Genomic DNA, 13,821 nt, shown 5'->3' on the forward strand with positions numbered 1-13,821 from the left:
ACTGATTCAGCCGCCCCGAGGCACTGCTTTAAGCCGCCTTTTTGGCCTTTTCGAAAGCTTCGTCGATGGTACCAACCATGTAGAAAGCTTGCTCTGGCAGGTGATCGCACTCGCCAGCCACAATCATCTTGAAACCACGGATGGTTTCGGCCAAGGTGACGTACTTGCCTGGGGAGCCGGTGAACACCTCAGCCACGTGGAATGGCTGCGACAGGAAACGCTGGATCTTGCGGGCACGGGCCACGGCCAACTTGTCTTCAGGCGCCAAGTCGTCCATACCCATGATCGCGATGATGTCGCGCAGTTCACGGTAACGCTGCAAAGTGCCTTGCACAGCGCGAGCGGTTTCGTAGTGGTCTTGACCAACCACCAATGGATCCAGCTGACGGCTGGTGGAGTCCAGAGGATCCACAGCAGGGTAGATACCGAGCGAGGCGATGTCACGGGACAACACGACGGTGGAGTCCAAGTGCGCGAAGGTGGTCGCTGGCGATGGGTCGGTCAAGTCATCGGCTGGCACGTAAACGGCCTGGATGGAGGTGATCGAGCCGACTTTGGTCGAGGTGATACGTTCTTGCAGACGGCCCATTTCTTCGGCCAGCGTAGGCTGGTAACCCACAGCAGAAGGCATACGACCCAACAAGGCGGACACTTCGGTACCGGCCAAGGTGTAGCGGTAGATGTTGTCCACGAAGAACAACACGTCTTTGCCTTCGTCACGGAAGGATTCGGCGATGGTCAGACCGGTCAAAGCCACGCGCAAACGGTTGCCTGGTGGCTCGTTCATTTGACCGTACACCATGGCCACTTTGGACTCAGGCAGGTTCTCGAGGTTCACAACGCCGGAGTCGGCCATCTCGTGGTAGAAGTCGTTACCTTCACGGGTACGCTCACCCACACCAGCGAACACGGACAAACCGCTGTGCGCCTTGGCGATGTTGTTGATGAGTTCCATCATGTTCACGGTCTTGCCCACACCGGCACCACCGAACAAGCCGACCTTGCCGCCTTTGGCGAAGGGGCAAACCAAGTCAATCACCTTGATGCCGGTTTCCAGCAGTTCTTGCGATGGGCTCAGTTCGTCGTAAGCAGGGGCCTTACGGTGAATCGAAGCGGTGAGTTCCTGGCTGACAGGACCACGTTCGTCGATGGGCGAACCCAGCACGTCCATGATGCGACCCAGTGTGGCTTTGCCAACGGGCACAGTGATGGGGTTGCCGGTGTTGGACACGATCAGGCCGCGACGCAGACCGTCGGAAGAACCGAGCGCAATGGTACGCACGATGCCGTCGCCGAGTTGCTGCTGCACTTCCAGGGTCAGCGCGGAGCCTTCCATTTTGAGCGCGTCATAAACCTTGGGCATCTGGTTGCGTGGAAACTCCACGTCGACCACAGCGCCAATACACTGAACAATTTTTCCTTGGGCTTGCATTTTTCGCTCCAAATAATTTGAATTTGCTGAACTGGGTATCAACCGCTGATCGCGGCTGCGCCAGAGACGATTTCCGACAGTTCTTTGGTGATGGCTGCTTGGCGGGTTTTGTTGTAAACGAGCTTGAGCTCGCCAATCACATTGCCAGCGTTGTCTGTAGCGGCCTTCATGGCCACCATGCGTGCAGCATGTTCTGAAGCCATGTTTTCTGCCACGGCCTGGTAGGCCAAGGCTTCGGCATAACGGATCAACAAATCATCAATGACCGACTGTGCATCGGGTTCATAGATGTAATCCCATCCATGGGCTGAAGCACCCGAGGCCTTGGTTTCTGCTTCCATCTTGGAAGAAGACAAAGGCAGCAGCTGGTCAATGGTGGGCACTTGTGCCATGGTGCTGACAAACTTGTTGTAGCACAGGTACACAGCGCTCACATCACCGGCGGCATAAGCGTCGAGCAGCACCTTGACGGGGCCAATCAGCTTGTCCAGGTGAGGCTTGTCGCCCAGATGCGTCACGTGTGCCACCACTTTGGCGTTGACGCGGTTCAGGAATCCCAAACCTTTGCCGCCAATCGCCACAGCCTGGGGCGTTTTGCCTTCAGCTTGCACTTCACGCAATTTACCGGTCACGGCGCGCAGCAGGTTGGTGTTCAAGCCACCGCACAAACCTTTGTCCGTGGTCACCACAATGAAGCCGACGGACTTGCCGTCGTTTTGCTTCATGAAGGCGTGCACGTACTCAGGGTTGGCCTGCCCGAGATGAGTCGCAATGGTGCGAATCTTCTCGCTGTAAGGCCGGGCCGTGCGCATACGCTCCTGCGCCTTGCGCATTTTGGAGACGGAAATCATCTCCATGGCCTTGGTGATCTTCTTGGTGTTTTCCACCGATTTGATCTTGGTGCGTAGTTCCTTGCCCGATGCCATCAGCGGCTCCTTTTGATCAGGTAGAAATTAAGCAAAGCTTTTCTTGAAAGCGGCCACAGCAGCGGTCAATTCAGCCTCAGCTTCTTTGTCCAAAGCTTGCGAGCTTTCCATCTTGGCCAACAAAGCAGCGCTCTTGTCTTTGAGGTAGGCGTGCAAGCCGTGTTCAAAAGACAGCACTTTCTTGACATCGATGTCGTCCATGAAGCCTTTGTTCACAGCAAACAGGCTAGCGCCCATCAAGCTGATCGACAGAGGGCTGTATTGGGCTTGCTTGAGCAATTCGGTCACGCGGGCACCGCGGTCGAGCTGCTTGCGAGTGGACTCGTCCAGGTCGGAAGCGAACTGAGCGAAAGCTGCCAATTCACGGTACTGCGCCAAGTCGGTACGGATACCACCGGACTGGCCCTTGATGATCTTGGTCTGAGCGGAGCTACCGACACGAGACACCGAGATACCGGCGTTGATCGCAGGACGGATACCGGCGTTGAACAGGCTGGTTTCCAAGAAGATCTGACCGTCGGTGATCGAAATCACGTTGGTTGGCACGAATGCAGACACGTCACCGGCTTGGGTTTCAATGATGGGCAATGCCGTCAAGGAACCTGTTTTGCCTTTGACGGCGCCTTTGGTGAAGGCTTCGACGTAGTCGGCGTTCACACGGGCTGCGCGCTCGAGCAGACGGCTGTGGAGATAGAACACGTCGCCAGGGTAAGCTTCGCGGCCTGGTGGGCGGCGCAGCAGCAGCGACACTTGACGGTAAGCCACGGCTTGCTTGGACAGATCGTCATAAACGATCAAAGCGTCTTCGCCACGGTCACGGAAGTATTCGCCCATCGTGCAACCAGAGTAGGCCGACACGTACTGCATCGCAGCGGATTCGGAGGCGGAAGCGGCCACCACGATGGTGTATTCCATCGCACCAGCTTGTTCAAGAGCACGCACCACGTTTTTGATCGACGAGGCTTTTTGGCCAATCGCGACGTAAACGCAGGTCATGTTCTGACCTTTTTGGTTGATGATGGCGTCGATCGCGACGGCAGTCTTGCCGGTCTGACGGTCACCAATGATCAGTTCGCGCTGGCCACGGCCCACGGGCACCATGGAGTCGATCGACTTCAGGCCAGTTTGCATAGGCTGATCAACCGATTTACGTGCGATCACGCCAGGGGCGACTTTTTCGATCACGTCGGTCATCTTGGCGTTGATGGGGCCTTTGCCGTCAATCGGCTGACCCAGTGCGTTCACCACGCGGCCAATCAGTTCGGGGCCAACGGGCACTTCCAAAATGCGGCCTGTGCACTTGACAGTGTCGCCTTCAGAAATGTGCTCGTACTCACCCAAGATCACAGCACCGACCGAGTCACGCTCGAGGTTCAGGGCCAGACCGTAAGTGGCAGCGCCTTCAGCAGTCGCTGGGAATTCGAGCATTTCACCCTGCATCACATCAGACAAACCGTGGACGCGAACGATACCGTCGGTCACAGACACCACGGTGCCTTGGTTGCGGATATCGGCGCTGGCGGACAGCCCTTCGATGCGGCTCTTGATCAGTTCAGAAATTTCTGCGGGATTGAGTTGCATGACTCTTTCCTTCTTTCTTTAAATATGTCCGGTCTCAATCCGCATCAAGCGGTGAGGGCCGATTTCATTTGTTCCAGTCGGGCCTTGACAGAGGTATCGAGCACCTCGTCGCCCACCACCACACGAATGCCGCCAATCAGGGAGGCATCTTGCTCGACGCGCACATTGAGCTTGCGCGCAAAGCGTTTTTCGAGCGTGGACGACAAATCGGCCAAAGCCGAAGCGTCGATGGGGAATGCGCTCTGAACCACCGCGTCTGCGGTGCCACCTTGCGTATTCATGAGGACCCGGTACTGCTGTGCAACGACAGGCAGCGCACTGAGACGACGGTTTTCGATCACCAGGCGCAGGAAGTTCTTGCCAGCCTCGGGCAGTGCTGTGCGCACCACGCCAGAGATCAGCTCGAATGCCTGCTCATCGGACACTTTGGGACTGTCGATGAACTGTTGCAGTTGCGCGTTGCCGGCAACAGCAGCCAGTTCATCCAGCCAAGTGGCCGTGCCAGCGAGATCGGATGCCTGCGCCTTGAACAGCGCTTCGGCATAAGGGCGGGCGATGGTAGCAAGTTCTGCCATGGTCTTCTCTGGCTGGAGCTGATTACAGCTCGGTCTTGAGGCGGCTCAGCAGATCAGCATGGACACCAGCGTTGACTTCCTTGCGGAGAATCTGCTCGGCGCCTTTGACGGCCAAGGCTGCAACCTGCTCACGCAGGGCTTCGCGGGCCTTGACAGCCTGCTGCTCAGCTTCAGCTTTAGCAGCGGCGATGATCTTGTTGCCTTCTTCGGTGGCACGTGCTTTGGCTTCGTCAACGATGCCATTTGCACGGCGCTCGGCATCTGCCAAGCGCGAAGCCGTCTCGTTGCGCGACTGGGCCAGCTCGGCTTCCACGCGCGCATTGGCGTTGGAGAGTTCGGCTTTGGCTTTGTCGGCGGCAGCGAGGCCGTCAGCGATTTTCTGTGCCCGTTCGTCGAGCGCTTTTGTGATCGGGGGCCACACGAATTTCATCGTGAACCACACCAGAATCGCAAAAACGATCATCTGAATGAACAGAGTAGCGTTAATGTTCACGGTTCAGTCCTTCTTCTTGCGTGAAGAGGTACGTGGATTACTTCAGAACGAAGGGGTTAGCGAAGGCGAACAGCAAAGCGATAGCCACGCCGATCAGGAACGCAGCGTCGATCAGACCAGCCAAGATGAACATCTTGGTTTGCAGTTCGTTCATCAACTCAGGTTGACGAGCAGAAGACTCGAGGAATTTGCCGCCCATCAAAGCGATACCGATGGAAGCGCCGATAGCACCCAGACCAACGATCAAACCACAAGCCAATGCCACCAGGCCGAGAATGTTTTCCATGAGAAGCTCCTAAAAGTTAGTGGAAAAAAGAAACAAAAAACGAGAGAAAAAGTGTCATCAATGTGCGTCGTGCGCTTGACCTGTGTAGATCAGCGTCAACATCATAAAGATGAAGGCTTGCAAGGTGATGACCAGGATGTGGAACAGTGTCCACACGGTACCGGCGACGATGTGGCCAACAGCCAAACCCACGCCAGTTGCCGACAATGCCCAGCCGCCACCCATGAGGGCAATCAACATGAACACCAACTCACCCGCAAACATGTTGCCAAACAGTCGCATGCCATGCGAGACCGTCTTGGCCAAATATTCAATCATCTGCATCAAGAAGTTAATCGGATACAGAGCCCAGTGGTCACCAAAGGGCGCAGCAATCAACTCGTGCGCCCAGCCGCCCAAACCTTTGATCTTGATGTTGTAGACCAAACAGATGAACAGCACAGAGCAAGACAGCCCCAATGTCGAAGACAAGTCAGCCGTAGGCACGACGCGCATGTAGTCCTTGAAGCCCAAAGCAGGACCGGCACTGTGCCAGGCCGCTGGAATCAGGTCCACGGGCAGCATGTCCATGGCGTTCATCAGGAAAATCCAGACGAAAACAGTCAGGGCCAATGGGGAAATCAACTTGCGGCTCTTGGCGTTGTGGATCACGCCCTTGGCCTGGTTTTCCACCATTTCGGACAAGATTTCGACAGCCGCTTGGAAACGTCCGGGAACGCCAGAGGTTGCTTTGCGGGCTGCGGCCCACAGAACCAAGCAACCCACCACACCCAACACCAAGGAAAACACCACGGAGTCGAGGTTGAACAGACTGAAGTCAACAATGCTTGTTTGCTTCACGCCTTCAAACGAGAAGTTCATTTGCAGGTGTTGCAAGTGATGCTGGATGTACTCTCCAGCCGTCGGGGCATGTGCGCCAGCGTGTTCAGCAGACATAAATCACCAATCAGTTCATCAAATCAATTCGGCCTCGATTTCCGTTGCATCCAGCCCAGCGCCATGGCCAGCCAATACACCTTCATCGTCACCACGAAGCCGGCCACCAGGGCAAGCCAGCTCAAATCAGAAACCACTTTGGGCGCCGCCAGAAGCAACGCCACCGTCAAGACGATCTTGACCAATTCCCAGACAAACAACCCCACCAAAGCAGAGCCCGCTTGTCGCATGCGCATTTGTCGGGACAAAGCCCTGACAAACACGACGGCAGGAATCACCACCGCCACTGCACCCCAAGCCACCGATGCCGCCAGTCGAAACTGGCCGCTGAACCAACCGGTCAGCACGGCGATCAAACCACCCACCAGCACTTGGAGCCACAAAACACGCCAAGGCGATGCCATCGGGTGTTGTTGCCGCCAAGCCTGCGCCTGTTCGGCCGTCAGGGGCTTGAAATCGGACTCAAGGTCTTCATTTGCAAGATCAGCGCTGTTGCCATCGGCCAAAACGCTGTGGGTTTGCACTGTTTCTGTGCTCGGCCGAGGGTCTGAGGAGATTTTCACCATCTCAAATTACACCGAGGTTACGTACACGGCAAATCCCGCAAAGCCTTCGATTATACGTAGAAACCCCCGCCTGACCACCCAATTCCCGCGTGTTTGGTCGGACTCTTGTCAAAATTTTGTGCCGACAAGAGCGACAATCCTTGTTTTTACGGCTGTAACAGCCGGCTACTTTTTGCCCTGACCAGGAGTTTCCATGTACGAATGGCTCAAATTTTTCCACCTCAGCGCCGGTGTCATCTGGCTCGGTGGCATGGCCTTGGTTATCTTGGCGCTTCGCCCAGTGGCGATGGCCCGCCTGTCGCCACCCGAACGTTTGCCGTTGATGGCCGACGTGTTGTCTCGTTTTTTCGTGATGGTCTGGCTCAGCATTGCGGTGCTGTTGGCTTCTGGTTTTTGGATGCTGTCGGGTGCCGACATGAAACTCGCCCCCAAAGGCTGGCATGCCATGTCGGGCATCGGCGTCTTGATGTGCGTTGTTTTTGCCCACATCTGGTTTGCGCCTTTTCGCCGTCTGAAAGCGGCCGTCTTGGCCGCCGATTGGCCCACCGCGGGCAAAGCCCTCGGTCAAATACACCCCTTGGTGTTGACCAATTTCGCCTTGGGTTGGTTGGCCGTGGCGACCGTCCTCATCTGGCGCTGAGCGCCAAACGTTCACAGGATTTTCATGAGTGCATCCATCACCCCCCCTGAAGGCATCGACCCGCGCAAGGACAGCCTGATCGAATACCCCTCGATCTTCCCCATCAAGGTCATGGGCGCCATGGTCGACGGTTTTGCCGAAGCCATGGTGCAAGTGGCTTTGCAGTTTGACCCCGGCTTTGATGCTTCCACGATGGAACTGCGCCCCAGCAAGGGCGGCAACTACTTGGGCGTGACGCTCAACATCACCGCCACCAGCCGGGCGCAGCTCGACGATTTGTACCGCGCTTTGACCGGCCACCCCATGGTGAAAATCGTCCTTTGACCATGCTCGTTCGCAACCTAGGGCGTGTGGACTACTTGCCGACCTACGAGGCCATGCAGGCTTTCACGGCGCAGCGGCAAACCGACACGCCCAATGAACTGTGGGTGTGCGAGCACCCCCCTGTGTTCACCCAAGGCTTGGCGGGCCAAGCTTCACATCTCTTGATGCCTGGCGACATCCCTGTGGTGCAAACCAATCGGGGCGGCCAGGTGACCTTTCATGGGCCCGGGCAGGTGATGGCTTACCCCTTGGTCAACCTGCAAAACGCGGGCTACTACGTCAAGGAATACGTCTACAAACTCGAAGAGTCGGTCATCCGCACGCTAGGGCACTTCGGAGTGACCGGGCACCGTGTGGCGGGCGCTCCTGGCATTTATGTGCGCCTGGACGACCCGTTTAGCCACGCCGCATTGGTTGGCCCGGCCCTGCCCAGCGACCCCTTCAAAGGCCTGGGCAAGATCAGCGCCTTGGGCATCAAAGTCAGCCGCCACTGTACCTACCACGGCGCCGCACTGAACGTGGCCATGGACCTGGAGCCCTTTGACCGCATCAACCCCTGCGGCTATGCAGGACTTAAAACCGTAGATCTTTCTACAATCGGGGTTGAAACCACTTGGGATGAAGCAGCCCAAGTGCTGGCCCAGCAGCTGGCCGCCCGTTTATGACCATCGGCTTTGCGCGCAACGCAAAAGCCATGACCGAAAGACCCTGATGAGCAACAACCCGACCGATCGCAACGTGGTGCGCGAAGCACAAAGCGTTGAAAACTACGACCCTCTGGCCAAGCAAAAAGCCGCCGCCAAGCTCTCACGCATCCCGGTCAAGGTCGAACAGGCCGAAGTGCTCAAAAAGCCCGAATGGATCCGCGTCAAGGCCGGCTCCCCGACCACACGTTTTTATGAAATCAAAGACGTGTTGCGCGCCAACAAGCTGGTCACGGTGTGCGAAGAAGCCAGTTGCCCCAACATCGGCGAATGCTTTGGCAAGGGCACAGCCACTTTCATGATCATGGGCGACAAATGCACCCGCCGCTGCCCATTTTGCGACGTGGGCCATGGCCGCCCTGACCCACTGGATGTGAACGAGCCCGACAACCTGGCCAAGACCATTGCGCAGCTCAAACTGCAGTACGTGGTCATCACCAGTGTCGACCGTGATGACCTGCGCGATGGCGGTGCAGGCCATTTTGTGGAATGCATTCGCAAGACACGCGAGCTGTCACCCACCACCCAGATCGAAGTGCTGGTGCCTGACTTCCGCGGCCGCGATGACCGCGCGCTTGAAATCCTCATAGCCGCGCCACCCGATGTGATGAACCACAACATGGAAACCGTGCCACGCCTGTACAAAGAAGCACGCCCCGGCTCGGACTACCAGTTCTCACTGAACCTGTTGAAAAAATTCAAGGCCTTGTTCCCGAACGTGCCCACCAAGAGCGGCCTGATGGTGGGCTTGGGCGAAACCGACGAAGAAATTCTGGAGGTCATGCGCGACATGCGCGCGCACAACATCGAGATGCTGACCATTGGCCAATACCTTGCCCCCAGCAACAGCCACCTGCCCGTGCGCCGCTACGTGCACCCCGACACCTTCAAGATGTTCGAAGCCAAAGCCTATGAAATGGGCTTCACACACGCTGCGGTCGGTGCCATGGTGCGTTCGAGCTACCACGCTGACCAGCAAGCCCACGCAGCACTGAACCGCTGAACCTCCAAGGCGGCCAAGCCACTGCCTCAGCGCGTGGCGGGCATCAGCGTCGCAGGCTCATCGGACGCCAGGACTTCTTGGGCCCACAGCGCCAGCTTGGCGGTGTCCGAGCGCAAGACCTGGTGCTTGATGGACAAAACCTGTGAAGGGTGCATCGAAAAACTGCGCAGACCCAAACCCAAAAGCAAACGGGTCATGGTCACATCGCCGGCCATCTCGCCGCACACCGACACGCCTTTGCCTTGCCTGACGCATTCGGCGATCGTGTCGGCCACCAGACGCAGCACGGCGGGGTGAAGCGGGTCGTACAAGTGCGCCACCGATTCATCGGCCCGGTCAATGGCCAGGGTGTACTGGATCAAATCGTTGGTGCCGATCGACAGGAAGTCGAAGTACTTGAGGAACAAGCGCAAGGACAAGGCGGCTGCGGGAATTTCGATCATGGCGCCCAGGTGCACGGGGCCATAGGCCACGCCTCGACGGTCCAGGTCTTGCCTGGCCTGATCGATCAAGGCAATGGTCTGACGGATCTCGCTGCCGTGGGCCAGCATGGGGATCAACAAATTGACTTTGCCATGCGCCGCAGCGCGCAAGATGGCACGCAGCTGCGTGAGGAACATGGAAGGGTCTGCCAGGCTCCAGCGGATGGCGCGCAAACCCAGGGCCGGGTTCAGGTGCGCCGCATCGTGTCGGGCTTCGTCCAGCGGCTTGTCGGCCCCCACGTCCACCGTGCGGATCGTCACTGGCAAGCCATTCATGCCATCGACGGCGCGGCGATAGGCCTCGTATTGTTCGTCCTCGCCGGGCAGGTTGCCCTGACGGCCCATGAACAAAAATTCACTGCGGAACAGGCCGACACCCACAGCGCCCGCGTTGATGGCGGCTTCGGTGTCTTCGGGCATCTCGATGTTGGCCAACAGTTCGATTTTTTGACCATCCAGCGTGATCGCTGGCGTGTGACGCAAGCGGGCCAGGCGTTCACGCTCCAGGTCGCCTTGTCGTTGTTTGAAACCATAGTCGGCCAAGATGATGGGCGACGGGTCCACGATGACCACACCGGCGTCACCGTCAATGATGACCCAGTCGTCTTGCTTGACCAACTGGCTGGCACTGCGCGCACCCACCACCGCCGGAATGTCCAGGCTGCGGGCCACGATGGCGGTGTGTGAGGTTTTCCCCCCCACATCCGTGACAAAACCGGCGAACACACTTTGCTTGAACTGCAGCATGTCTGCGGGCGACAAGTCATGCGCCACCAGCACCAAGGGCACATCCATGGTGTCGCCCAATTGCAGCTCTTGCTGGGGCCTTGCGGGGCGTTTGGCCTGTGTCACCAAGGAGCTCGTGCCTTTGAGGCAATGCAAGACCCGCTCTGCCACTTGCTCCATGTCGGCTTTGCGTTCCCGCAGATAGGGGTCTTCCATCTCGTCAAACTGGCGCGCGATGATTTCCAGCTGGCTGGTCAGCGCCCATTCGGCGTTGTACAGCCGCTCTTCGATCCACAAGCGCACCCCAGAGGTGAGCTCGACGTCTTGCAGCAGCATCAGGTGCACATCGAGCAAAGCCACCAGCTCGTGCGGCGCATCCTTGGGCATGTCTTTTTGCAAACGCTGCAATTCATCGACCACCTCGTCGCGGGCTTTGCGCAGACGCTCGATCTCGCTGGCCACTTGGTCGGGCTTAATGAAGTAGTGGGCCACATCGACCCGGCTGGACGCGACCAGCACCGCACGCCCGATGGCAATGCCCCGCGCAACCGCCAAACCATGGATGCTGAAGGTCATGCGCTCACCTCATGGGGCGTGCAAGAGGTGTGCTTCATTCGCCCTCGCCAAATTTGTCGGCCATCAATGCCAGCAATGCGTCCAGGGCTTCCTGATCGCGCTCGCCATTCGTCTCCAACGTCACTTCGCTGCCCAGGCCTGCGGCCAGCATCATCACGCCCATGATGCTTTTGGCATTGATGCGACGTTCGCCCTTGCTGAGCCACACTTCGCAAGGAAAACTGCCCGCCAGCTTGGTCAGCTTGGCCGATGCGCGGGCGTGCAGGCCCAGTTTATTGCTGATGGTCGTGGTGGCTTGGGGCATGTCTCTTTCCTGTTTGATTTTGGGGGGCGGTGCTGCCCACGCTCATGACGCCTTGGGTGCCGCCAGCCTGTGCGCGGGTCACCAATTGGTCCAGACCTTCGTGCCGGTAGCACACACTGCGCAGCAACATGGGCAAATTGGCACCCGCCACCAAGCGGGTGTGGACACTGTCGTTCAATTGTTGCGCCACATTACAAGGCGTGGCCCCGAAGACGTCGCTCAGCAGCAAAACTTCTTCGCAGCCCAGTTGGTCCATGGCCCGGCGTGCGTCGGCCAGGCTGACTTCGGGGGCATCGTTGGGCAACACATCGATGGCCAAAACGCCCGATGCACAGTCAGGAAAGACGTGCAAGGCACATTCGCGCAAAGCGGTGGCCAAGGGTGCGTGGGCGATGATGAGGATGCCGATCATGAGGGTTTGATTATCGGGTCTGATCGGGCCGGCTGAGCACAAAATACAACCAAGACACAAAGGAACACAGCGCAAAGCCGGCCATGGCCACTTGGTAGGCGGCCGGTTTGTCCAGGCCAGCAGCGCGGGCAAAGTCAACCACCAGCCCAATGCCCCACTGCACCACAAAAATACCTGCAAAAATCACCAGGTTGTAGGCCGACAAAGCCCGCCCCGCCAGATGCGAGGGAAACGCCATGCCCACGGCGGGCTGCGCCAGCGCCACAAAGGTGCTGCACACACAAAACAAGGCCAATGTTGCCGCCGCGGCATCGCCCAAAGACGGACCGTGCCAGATCAAATAGGCCAGCACCGCGAAGGTCAAGGGCAAGCCCCAGGCGATCAGCCGGTCGGCATGGATGCCGCGCCTGGCCAGTTTCGGCGTGACCAGGCCCCACAGCCAAAAGCTCACCAACATGCTCAGGTTGATGGCAAACAAGCCCGTCGCTGCCTCTTGGGCCGACCAGCCGACCACCTGTGTCATCCAAGGGCCCGCCCACAAGGTTTGAATGGCCACCATGCCGCCGTAACTGAAGAAACCAATCGGCGTCATGCGCCAGAAATATCGGTTGCGCCAGATCTCGCGGTACGAGCCATCGTCGTCCACCGGCGTGCTGGCGCTTGGGGCTTGTGCGGTTTGCCACCGAGGCACCAACAGCGCGATCAACACCATCGCCACCGCGATCATGATGCCCAGCATCAGAAACAAAGCGCGCCAGCCCCAGATCGGCATCAGCCACTGCACAGGCAAAGTGGCGGCCACCATGCCAAAGGAGCCGGTCATCAGCATCCAGGAGTTGGTGCGCAACTGGGTGGGTGCGTCAAACCAACGCCGGTAGCCGGTCAACGGGGCCATCAGGCAAGCGCTCACGCCCATGCCGCACAGCACACGGGCGGCCAGCAAGCCTTGGAAACTCTCGGCCTTGGCAAAGGCCAGACAACCCAGCACCGCCACCGACAGGAAAGCCAAAATGACCTTTTTGGGGCCATGCCTGTCCAGCCAACGGCCCAGCGGCAACTGAGTCAGTGAAAAACCCAAAAAGTAGCCGCCAGCCAGCAAGCCCAGATCTTGGGCATTGAGCTGGAATTCGGTGGTCAGCGTGGGCGACAAGGTGGCCGTGATGGCCCGGACCAAGGCCGAAAAGAAATAGGCCAAGGCGAAGGCCAAAAAGACCACCACCGCCATGCGGCGTGGCAAATGTTCTGCATGTGTCTGCGTGCTCATGGACGAATCCCATCAAACAATGTTGTGGCCAATTCAGACGAATCGCGCCGGTCGTACACCACGGCATGCACCACGCGCACATGGTCACCTTCGGCCACAGCACCCCAAACCGCCTGCAAATTCACCGCCTGACCATCGGGACTTTGGCCTGAGGCCTGCACCCGAGACGCACTGGCCAGTGGCAAGAAACCAGGCCGCGACCAGGCTTGTTGCTGTTTGGCGGACAAAGGTTGCGCCACACCCGCATGGCTGAGTGTTGCCTGCTGCCAACCGGCCAAGATGGCTTGTGCATCGGCCCCAGCGGGCAGCGGCGCGGTCATCACGGCCACCATGGCACCCCCACTTTCACAACCGGCCACCTGCAAATCCACCGGCATCCCCCCCAGGGGCACGGACCGGGTGGTGCGGTCCGGTTTGCAAGGCAGTTGCGCTTTGAGGACAGCCCCCTCAAAGCCGACTTCGCGCCAGTTTTGATCTGGGCTGCAAGCGCCCAACAAGAGAACGCCGGACAGGCTGGCCACCAGGGCCTTGGAATGGATTCGCATGGGGTGATTATCCTGATCAGCCGCGGTCTTGGTTTTTCGCGACAAT

General features: G+C 58.4%; 17 protein-coding genes. 4 read left to right on the top strand and 13 right to left on the bottom strand.

The genetic code is table 11. From position 1 onward, the window contains the following. Window positions 1-28 precede the first annotated feature (28 nt). From atpD to QLQ16_RS11655, 8 genes are read right to left on the bottom strand one after another with little or no spacing between them, the layout of a single operon-like run. Window positions 29-1,432 carry a F0F1 ATP synthase subunit beta gene (gene atpD, locus QLQ16_RS11620; RefSeq protein ID WP_283224843.1) on the bottom strand — a complete coding sequence of 468 codons (1,404 nt, stop codon included), beginning with the start codon at window positions 1,430-1,432 and terminating at the stop codon, window positions 29-31. Window positions 1,433-1,470: 38 nt separating this feature from the next. Continuing rightward, a complete protein-coding gene (gene atpG, locus QLQ16_RS11625) occupies window positions 1,471-2,358 on the bottom strand; it encodes a F0F1 ATP synthase subunit gamma (RefSeq protein WP_283224844.1) in 888 nt (295 codons plus the stop codon). Window positions 2,359-2,385: 27 nt separating this feature from the next. Beyond that, window positions 2,386-3,939, bottom strand: coding sequence for a F0F1 ATP synthase subunit alpha (atpA, locus tag QLQ16_RS11630; RefSeq protein WP_283224845.1), 1,554 nt, complete (start codon window positions 3,937-3,939; stop codon window positions 2,386-2,388). A 44-nt stretch (window positions 3,940-3,983) separates the two neighbouring features. After that, window positions 3,984-4,514 (bottom strand): F0F1 ATP synthase subunit delta, encoded by a 531-nt coding sequence (locus QLQ16_RS11635; RefSeq protein ID WP_283224846.1) that lies wholly within the window; start codon window positions 4,512-4,514, stop codon window positions 3,984-3,986. A gap of 22 nt (window positions 4,515-4,536) precedes the next feature. Beyond that, window positions 4,537-5,007, bottom strand: coding sequence for a F0F1 ATP synthase subunit B (locus tag QLQ16_RS11640; RefSeq protein ID WP_283224847.1), 471 nt, complete (start codon window positions 5,005-5,007; stop codon window positions 4,537-4,539). A gap of 37 nt (window positions 5,008-5,044) precedes the next feature. After that, window positions 5,045-5,293 (bottom strand): F0F1 ATP synthase subunit C, encoded by a 249-nt coding sequence (gene atpE, locus QLQ16_RS11645; RefSeq protein WP_019429175.1) that lies wholly within the window; start codon window positions 5,291-5,293, stop codon window positions 5,045-5,047. Between the two features lie 57 nt (window positions 5,294-5,350). Beyond that, window positions 5,351-6,229, bottom strand: coding sequence for a F0F1 ATP synthase subunit A (gene atpB, locus QLQ16_RS11650; protein WP_283224848.1), 879 nt, complete (start codon window positions 6,227-6,229; stop codon window positions 5,351-5,353). A 23-nt stretch (window positions 6,230-6,252) separates the two neighbouring features. Beyond that, entirely contained in the window at window positions 6,253-6,795 is a 543-nt protein-coding gene (locus QLQ16_RS11655; RefSeq protein WP_431310411.1) for an ATP synthase subunit I, read from the bottom strand. A gap of 193 nt (window positions 6,796-6,988) precedes the next feature. Here QLQ16_RS11655 and QLQ16_RS11660 point away from each other — a divergent pair, with 193 nt between their 5' ends. From QLQ16_RS11660 to lipA, 4 genes are read left to right on the top strand one after another with little or no spacing between them, the layout of a single operon-like run. Continuing rightward, a complete protein-coding gene (locus QLQ16_RS11660) occupies window positions 6,989-7,435 on the top strand; it encodes a CopD family protein (RefSeq protein WP_283224850.1) in 447 nt (148 codons plus the stop codon). Window positions 7,436-7,459: 24 nt separating this feature from the next. Further along, a complete protein-coding gene (locus QLQ16_RS11665) occupies window positions 7,460-7,759 on the top strand; it encodes a DUF493 family protein (protein ID WP_283224851.1) in 300 nt (99 codons plus the stop codon). A 2-nt stretch (window positions 7,760-7,761) separates the two neighbouring features. Continuing rightward, complete coding sequence (lipB, locus tag QLQ16_RS11670; RefSeq protein WP_283224852.1) at window positions 7,762-8,424, top strand: lipoyl(octanoyl) transferase LipB; 663 nt, start codon at window positions 7,762-7,764, stop codon at window positions 8,422-8,424. Between the two features lie 46 nt (window positions 8,425-8,470). Next, a complete protein-coding gene (gene lipA, locus QLQ16_RS11675) occupies window positions 8,471-9,466 on the top strand; it encodes a lipoyl synthase (protein ID WP_283224853.1) in 996 nt (331 codons plus the stop codon). A gap of 26 nt (window positions 9,467-9,492) precedes the next feature. Here the strand turns inward: lipA and ptsP are convergent, their stop codons facing one another. From ptsP to QLQ16_RS11700, 5 genes are read right to left on the bottom strand one after another with little or no spacing between them, the layout of a single operon-like run. Next, window positions 9,493-11,250 carry a phosphoenolpyruvate--protein phosphotransferase gene (gene ptsP / locus QLQ16_RS11680; protein ID WP_283224854.1) on the bottom strand — a complete coding sequence of 586 codons (1,758 nt, stop codon included), beginning with the start codon at window positions 11,248-11,250 and terminating at the stop codon, window positions 9,493-9,495. A 34-nt stretch (window positions 11,251-11,284) separates the two neighbouring features. Beyond that, the gene (locus QLQ16_RS11685) at window positions 11,285-11,554 is read right to left on the bottom strand and encodes an HPr family phosphocarrier protein (protein WP_108412550.1); all 270 of its coding nucleotides are present in this window, start codon (window positions 11,552-11,554) and stop codon (window positions 11,285-11,287) included. Next, window positions 11,523-11,966 carry a PTS sugar transporter subunit IIA gene (locus QLQ16_RS11690; protein WP_283224855.1) on the bottom strand — a complete coding sequence of 148 codons (444 nt, stop codon included), beginning with the start codon at window positions 11,964-11,966 and terminating at the stop codon, window positions 11,523-11,525. The genes QLQ16_RS11685 and QLQ16_RS11690 overlap by 32 nt, the downstream gene beginning before the upstream one ends. A 10-nt stretch (window positions 11,967-11,976) precedes the next feature. Next, entirely contained in the window at window positions 11,977-13,230 is a 1,254-nt protein-coding gene (locus QLQ16_RS11695) for an MFS transporter (RefSeq protein WP_283224856.1), read from the bottom strand. Continuing rightward, entirely contained in the window at window positions 13,227-13,775 is a 549-nt protein-coding gene (locus tag QLQ16_RS11700; RefSeq protein ID WP_283224857.1) for a hypothetical protein, read from the bottom strand. The genes QLQ16_RS11695 and QLQ16_RS11700 overlap by 4 nt, the downstream gene beginning before the upstream one ends. Window positions 13,776-13,821: the final 46 nt, after the last annotated feature.

It is taken from the genome of Limnohabitans lacus (assembly GCF_030053395.1).
Classification (GTDB): domain Bacteria; phylum Pseudomonadota; class Gammaproteobacteria; order Burkholderiales; family Burkholderiaceae_C; genus Limnohabitans_A; species Limnohabitans_A lacus.